At 69.5% G+C, this 6735-nt stretch carries 8 protein-coding genes and 1 pseudogene; 3 read left to right on the top strand and 6 right to left on the bottom strand.

Translation table 11 applies throughout. The features are described 5' to 3' along the window. Nucleotides 1-559, bottom strand: a 559-nt coding sequence (locus NKF06_RS19095; RefSeq protein WP_253246308.1) for a biotin/lipoyl-containing protein, incomplete at its 3' end; no start/stop codon positions are given. A gap of 90 nt (nt 560-649) precedes the next feature. Between NKF06_RS19095 and NKF06_RS19090 the strand changes: the two genes are divergently transcribed. Further along, nucleotides 650-1573, top strand: coding sequence for a sulfide-dependent adenosine diphosphate thiazole synthase (locus tag NKF06_RS19090; protein WP_004065032.1), 924 nt, complete (start codon nt 650-652; stop codon nt 1571-1573). Nucleotides 1574-1702: 129 nt separating this feature from the next. Here NKF06_RS19090 and NKF06_RS19085 read toward each other — a convergent pair whose 3' ends face one another. The 4 genes from NKF06_RS19085 to NKF06_RS19070 form a co-directional block, all read right to left on the bottom strand. After that, a complete protein-coding gene (locus NKF06_RS19085) occupies nt 1703-2413 on the bottom strand; it encodes a methyltransferase domain-containing protein (RefSeq protein ID WP_058827263.1) in 711 nt (236 codons plus the stop codon). 10 nt (nt 2414-2423) lie between these two features. Continuing rightward, on the bottom strand, nt 2424-3323 hold the full coding sequence (locus NKF06_RS19080; protein WP_058827264.1) for a thiamine-phosphate synthase family protein: 900 nt from the start codon (nt 3321-3323) through the stop codon (nt 2424-2426). Then, entirely contained in the window at nt 3320-3907 is a 588-nt protein-coding gene (gene dcd, locus NKF06_RS19075; protein ID WP_058827265.1) for a dCTP deaminase, read from the bottom strand. Before dcd ends, NKF06_RS19080 begins: the two co-directional genes overlap by 4 nt. Before the next feature lie 72 nt (nt 3908-3979). Further along, entirely contained in the window at nt 3980-4720 is a 741-nt protein-coding gene (locus NKF06_RS19070; RefSeq protein WP_253246307.1) for a Yip1 family protein, read from the bottom strand. A 96-nt stretch (nt 4721-4816) separates the two neighbouring features. On the opposite strand from NKF06_RS19070, the gene pth2 reads away from it, so the two are divergent. Together pth2 and truD are read left to right on the top strand one after the other, a co-directional pair. Next, nucleotides 4817-5155 carry a peptidyl-tRNA hydrolase Pth2 gene (gene pth2, locus NKF06_RS19065; protein WP_004972937.1) on the top strand — a complete coding sequence of 113 codons (339 nt, stop codon included), beginning with the start codon at nt 4817-4819 and terminating at the stop codon, nt 5153-5155. Beyond that, on the top strand, nt 5155-6534 hold the full coding sequence (gene truD / locus NKF06_RS19060; RefSeq protein ID WP_058827267.1) for a tRNA pseudouridine(13) synthase TruD: 1380 nt from the start codon (nt 5155-5157) through the stop codon (nt 6532-6534). Before pth2 ends, truD begins: the two co-directional genes overlap by 1 nt. A 21-nt stretch (nt 6535-6555) precedes the next feature. Here truD and NKF06_RS19055 read toward each other — a convergent pair. Beyond that, a pseudogene (locus tag NKF06_RS19055) lies at nt 6556-6735 on the bottom strand (hypothetical protein); the annotation flags it as partial.

Below are 6735 nucleotides of genomic sequence, written 5' to 3'. Positions count from 1 at the left end.
CCGTCGTTCCGGCGTCGTCGGTCTCGGCGGGCGTCGCGGAGTCCGCGGCGGCCTCCACGTCGCTCTCGGTGATTGCACCCTGCGGACCGGTGCCCTCGACGGCCGTGAGGTCGACACCGAGGTCGTCCGCGAGCCGCTTCGCGCGCGGCGACGCACGGACCTCGCCGTTCCCCGTCTGCCCGTCAGACCCGCTCGACCGTCGCTTCGTGACCGACGAAGCGTCTCCGCCACCGGACGCCGCCGCCGCGTCGTCAGTCGCGGCGGGTTCGTCGCCGCCCTCACCGACGCCCGCATCCGCCTCCAACCCGGAGATGTCCTCGTCCGCGCCGGCGACGATGGCTATCGCGCTGCCGGGCGCTGTCGACTCGCCCTCCGCGAGGACGACGCGCCGCAGGACGCCGTCTTCCTTGGCGTCTATCTCTGCCGTCGTCTTCTCCGACTCGATTTCGGCGATTGGCTCGCCCTCGGTGACCTCGTCGCCCTCCGAGACGAGCCACGCCGAGAGCTCGCCTGACTTCATCTCCAACCCCAGTTTGGGCATCTTGACTACGTACGCCATGGCAGTAACATACACAATAGAACGTGATATACCTAGGTCGCCGTGAGAGCGACCAACAGGTTTTACTACTAGGTGGTATCACTAGGTGATATGTCGTTCGACGGCTTCACCGACGCGACAGAAGCACAGGTCACACGCGCAATCTCCGACTCGTGGATGGAGGAGTTCCGCGAGCGCACCGACACGGAGGTCATCGTCGTGGGCGGCGGCCCCTCCGGGCTCGTCGCGGCCAAGGAACTCGCCGAGCGCGGCGTCGACGTGACCATCGTGGAGAAGAACAACTACCTCGGCGGGGGCTTCTGGCTCGGCGGCTTCCTGATGAACAAGGTGACCGTCCGCGACCCGGCCCAGCGCGTCCTCGACGAACTCGGCGTCCCCTACGAGGAGAGCGACGAGGCCGAGGGGCTGTACGTCGCCGACGGCCCGCACGCCTGTTCCGCGCTCATCAAGGCCGCCTGCGACGCCGGCGCGAAAATCCAGAACATGACGGAGTTCACCGACGTCGTCCTCCGCGAAGACGACCGCGTCGGCGGCATCGTCATGAACTGGACGCCGGTCCACGCGCTCCCGCGGGAACTCACCTGCGTCGATCCTATCGCGGTCGAGTCCGACCTCGTCCTCGACGCGACGGGCCACGACGCGGTCGTCCTCTCGAAGCTCTCCGAGCGCGGCGTCCTCGACGTGAACGGCATCGAACACGCCAAGGAACACAATACGGGCATGGACAAGACCGCCGACGGCGAGTACGGTGCGCCCGGCCATGACTCGCCCGGCCACGACTCCATGTGGGTCTCTGAGAGCGAAGACAGCATCGTCGACGCGACGGGTGTCGTCCACCCCGGCGTCGTCGCCTCCGGGATGGCCGTCGCCACCGCGCACCACCTGCCGCGCATGGGGCCGACGTTCGGTGCCATGTTGCTGTCCGGGCGACAGGCGGCGCAGTCCTGTCTCGACGAACTCGGCCGCGACGCGCCCGAGGTGAGCATCTCCGGTCCCGCCCCGGCCGACGACTGACTGCCCCCCTTGCGGTCCGATTGTCGGCTCCCCCGACGCCTCTGACACTTTTTCGGGTCGCTCCCGACCCGTTTTCGACGTATCGTAAACTCCCCAGAAGTAGCAACAGCGCGGCGCTCGAAACGGCTCTTACTCAACCACGCCCGCACGAACCCGCGCGAAGCCGAGGGCGTGGGTCGTCTCGTGGGTCACCCGACACCGCGATTCGAGCGCCCGATGGGCCGCGACGAGCCGACGGTTCAGCAGCTTCGTCGGCGACGCGCGCATCGTGCGCGACCCCGGTGGCGCGGTGACGCGGACGAGCGCCCGAAACACCGGGTTGAGCGGTCGCCAGCGCCGGTCGGTCGTCTCCGCGAGGTCCACGAGACAGAGCCGCCCGCCGGAGCCGACGAGGTCGACCCACGACGAAACCACGGCCGCGGAGTCGTCGAACATCCCCGAGACGAAGGTGGCGAGGACGGCGTCCGGCGATTCATCGAGTTCGGGTGCGACCGGCGGGCGGGTCGCGTCGGCGCGGACGAGGTGGACGTTCGGGTACTCACGGGTCCGCTCGCGGGCCACGTCGAGGACGCCGGGAGAGAAATCGATGCCGACGACGGTTCCCTCGGGACCGACGCGCTCGGCGAGGTACGGCAGGTTCGCGCCCGTCCCACAGCCCATCTCGATGACCGTCTCGCCCGGGGCGAGCGTGAGCGCGTCGGCGGCTTCGGTTCTGACGCTCCCGACACCAGGCGCGCGACGAGCGAGCGCGTCGTACAGCGTCGCCCACCGGGTGTAGAACGACTGGGCGACAGACGACGGAGAGCGGGAACGAGAGCGAGAGGAGGACTGTTCGGTCATAAGACGGACCTCAGAGCAGGACGCGGACCACGTCGGCGACGGCGGGCGCGTCGGGACCGAGGATGTACGTGATGGGTTCGATGCCGTAGCCGCCGCTCTGGTAGACGACGAACGTCTCCGGGAGGTCGCGGGCGGTGAGGAGTTCGCGGACCGGGTCGGTCGGCGCGTCCGGGTCGAACTCGATGCACTCGTAGCCCGCGGCTTCGAGGTCTTCGATGACGCCCGCGTCGTAGACGATGTTGAGCGCGGCGTTCACGTCGGCACCGGCGGCACGGGCCGAAAGCAGGACGCCCGCGACGTGGCCGCTGACGCCGAACTCGGGTTCGCCGGGGACGGTCGCCTGCCCCTTCACGTCGAAGATGCGGCCGGGGATGGCGGCGATATCGTCCACGCTGTCGGCGTCCGGCAGCGACTCTACGAGGTTGGAGCCAACGTTCGGGATGAGCCCCGCGAAGCCGGAGGTGTTCGTGAGCATGCGGAGGCCGCGGCGGACCGACGAGCGGACCTGTTCGACGGTTCGAAGGCGGCCCTCGGGGTCGTGGATGCTCCGGAAGCCGTCGTGGGAGGCGAGTTCGGGCATCTCCTCCTCGTGGAGGTCGGACAGCAAGTCGCCCTCTTCGAGTTGGCGGATGAGGACTTCGGCCTCGACGAGCGCCTGCACGGGCGTCATGTCGCCGGTGGCGAGGCCGTCGCCGACGCGGGAGACGAGGTCAACGACGCGGGGGTCGGTGGCGACCCGCTCGTTCGTGGTGACCTCGCTGTGGGCGTACTTCGAGACGGCGCTCTGGCTGATGCCGAGCGCCTCGGCGACCTCGGACTGGGTGAACCCGCGGTCGCGGAGGTCCTCCGCGAGGAGCGCGCGGAACGTCGGGAGGAACGCGTCCACGACGATTTCCTCGATGAACTTCATTCGTCGCCACCGAACTCGGGGTCGGAACTGAGCCGCGACGCCTGCGGCCCGCGCTGACCCTGATACTTCGAGCCGCGTTCGACCCCGTAAGGGCGGTCCGCGGGCGACTTCATCTCCGTGAACACGAGTTGGGAGATGCGCATGCCGGGGGTGAGCGCGACCGGCGCGGTGCCGAGGTTCGACAGTTCGAGCGTGATTTGCCCCTCGTAGCCGGGGTCGACGATGCCCGCAGTGGCGTGGATGACGACCGCGAGGCGGCCGAGCGAGGACCGCCCCTCGACGGTCGCCAGCAGGTCGGCGGGAATCTCCACGCGCTCTTTGGTCGTGCCGAGGACGAAGTCGCCGGGGTGGAGGATGAAGTCGTCGCCCTCCGGGACGTACGTCTCGCGGACGTACTCGGAGACCTCGCTCTCGCGGTTCGGGTGGATACAGGAGATGTTCGTGCGCTGGAACTCCAGGAATTCGGTGCCGAGACGGAGGTCGACGCTCGCGGGCTGGACCTGCATGTCCACGTCGTCTATCGGGTCGACCACGAGGTCACCCTCGGCGAGGCGAGCGAGGATGTCCGAGTCGGAAAGTATCATACTCGAAGGGAGCGCGTCGCGGACAAGTAAATCCACCTTTCGACGGGCGACAGCGCCCCGCTTCGACGCCGCTCAGAGGAGTTCGAACAGGAGGCCGACGAGGCTCAGGCCAACGGTGACGACCGCGGCCGACTCGACGTCGAGGTCGCGGGCGCGGGCCATCCCGTAGGTCCGGACGTACGTCGCCCACGCGACCGTGATAACCACGACGACTCCGCTGACGAGGCCGAAGCCGGACAGCGCGGACTGCATCGCGGTGACCGCGGCCTCGGGCGTCGACGGGAGGTCGATTCGCGGGAGGGCGTAGGCGAGGTAGCCGGCGAGCGCGATGGCGCGGGCCGCACTCGGGACCATCCCCCACGCGGCGACCGTCAGGGACTCTGCGAAGCCGCCCTCGCCGCCGACGAGCGACGTGCCGAGGTGGAGTATCGCCCCTTCGAAGAGCCAGAACAGCGGCACGCCGACGAGCATCGCCCACGGGACCCACGAGATTTCCTGCCAGACGAGGTCGCCGAGGCGCTTGTCGAGCTGTTCGGGGACCGAGGGGTCGCAGCCCGCGGGCGCATCCATGTCGGCGAACGGGCCGCCCTCTTCGTAGTTTTCGCACATCCAGTCGGGGGCGTGTTCAGGGTTATCGACGCTGACCTGCTGGTCGAGCTGTTGGGTGAACGTGACGAGGATGCCGCCGGTGGCGGCCGCGACGACGAGCGTCACGAGCGCGACGACGGCGAGCGCCCGCCCGATGTCGAGCGGTCGCGGCCGCGACGCGAAGTACTCGCGCGGTTTGCGGAGGGGCGTTCGGGGACCTGCCATCGGTCGAACCACGGAGATATCAGTGAAATGTCTTCTGCCCCGAACGCGACGCCCGCGATGGGAGGACATTTACCGCGTCGGCGGGGAGTAGCGGGCATGAAACAGGCCATCGTCGCACGCGCCGACCTCGGCATGGGCCGGGGAAAGCTCGCCGCGCAGGTCGCCCACGCCTCGCTGTCCGCCTACGAGGACACCGACTCGCAGACCCGGAAGCGCTGGAAGGGCGAGGGACAGAAGAAGGTCGTCCTCAAGGCCAACGGCGAGTCGGAACTGTTCAAACTCGCCGACAAGGCCGAACGGGCGGGCATCCCTCACGCCATCATCCGCGACGCGGGGCACACGCAACTCGACCCCGGCACGGTGACGGCGCTGGCCGTCGGCCCCGCTGACGACGAATCGGTCGACCGCGTGACCGGCGACCTCTCGCTGTACTGATGCGCGAGGCACACCCGCTCGAACGCGCGGTCGGTATCGACAGCTACGTGAGCGACGCCGACGGCGTCGGCGGCCGCCTTCGCGTCGCCCCCGAGGACTTCCGCGTGCGCGAACTCGAACTCGACTCGCTGAACGTCCGCCCGCCGGACGCGCCGACCGGCGACTTTCCGAACCTCGTCCTCCGCGTCACCCTCCGCGGCTGGGACACCAACGACTTCGCGGGCCGGCTCTCGGACGAACTCGACGCGAGCAGAGAGCGCGTCTCGTGGGCCGGCACGAAGGACAAACACGCCGTGACCACCCAGCTGTTCACGGTCAACGGCGGCGACGCCGACGACGTGCCCGAGATTCCGAACGCCGACATCGAGGTCGTCGGTCGCCTCGGCCGCACGCTGAACTTCGGCGACCTCGCGGGCAACGGCTTCCGCATTCGCGTCCGCGACCCCGAGAACCCCGACAACGCCGCGGCCGTCACCGACGCGCTCGCCGAGTTCGGTGGCCGCGAGGACCGCGTGGGCGTCCCGAACTTCTTCGGGCACCAGCGGTTCGGCAGCATCCGCCCCATCACCCACAAAGTCGGCCTCCACGTCGTCCGCGGCGAGTGGCGCGAGGCCGTGTTGGCGTACTGCGGCGGGCCGACCGAGGACGAACCCGAGGAGACCCAAGAAGGCCGCGCCGTCGTCGACGAGGAGGCCGCGTCGGCCGACCCCGACTGGCACCGCGCGCTCGACCGGATTCCGGGCTACCTCGGCTACGAGCGCGGCATGCTCCACCGACTCGCCGAGGACGGCGCGGAGACCGACGAGGACTGGCGCAACGCGCTCGAATCGGTCCCGTCGAACCTCCAGCGACTGTTCGTCAACGCCGCGCAGTCCTACGCGTTCAACCGGATGCTCTCGGAGCGCCTCGACCGCGGCCTCCCGTTCGACGAACCCGTCGAGGGCGACGTGGTCTGCTTCGCCGACCGCGACGCACCCGAGGGACTGGAACTCCCCGACGTGAGCCGGCTCCAGACCGCGACGGGCCGCCGCGTCGAGGTCATGAGCCGCCACATCGAACGCGGCCGCGCGTTCGTCACGGCCCCGCTCGTCGGCACCGACACCGAACTCGCCGAGGGCGAACAGGGCGACATCGAGCGCGCCGTCCTCGACGACCTCGACCTCGAACCGGGCGACTTCGACCTCCCCGGCAACTTCCGGTCGACCGGGACGCGCCGGGCGATTCTCGTCCGCACCGACCTCGACGTGGACCGCGAGCGCGACGACGCCGACGGCGCTGGCGACGCTGATGACCTCGTCTTCGACTTCGCGCTCCCCCACGGCTCGTACGCGACGGCCGTGATGCGCGAGTATCTGAAGGCCGGTCCGCTCGACCTCTGAAAGGAGAACCGAGACGCGAATCTACTGTTTTGCGGCGCTCGCGGCGGGGCTGGCTCCCGCCTGTCGCTCGGCGTCCGCGGTGCGCGTGGTCGCGTAGCCGATGGCCGCGAACGGAAGCGAAAAGAGCGCCGCGGCGACTGCGAACCCGAGCGCGAGACCGACGGTTCCCAGCTGGAAGCCGGCGGCCTCCGCGGCCGGCGG

This window comes from Haloferax sp. AB510 (assembly GCF_024136985.1).
In the GTDB taxonomy this organism is placed as follows: Archaea; Halobacteriota; Halobacteria; order Halobacteriales; family Haloferacaceae; genus Haloferax.
This window is presented reverse-complemented; position numbering and strand designations above follow the sequence as displayed.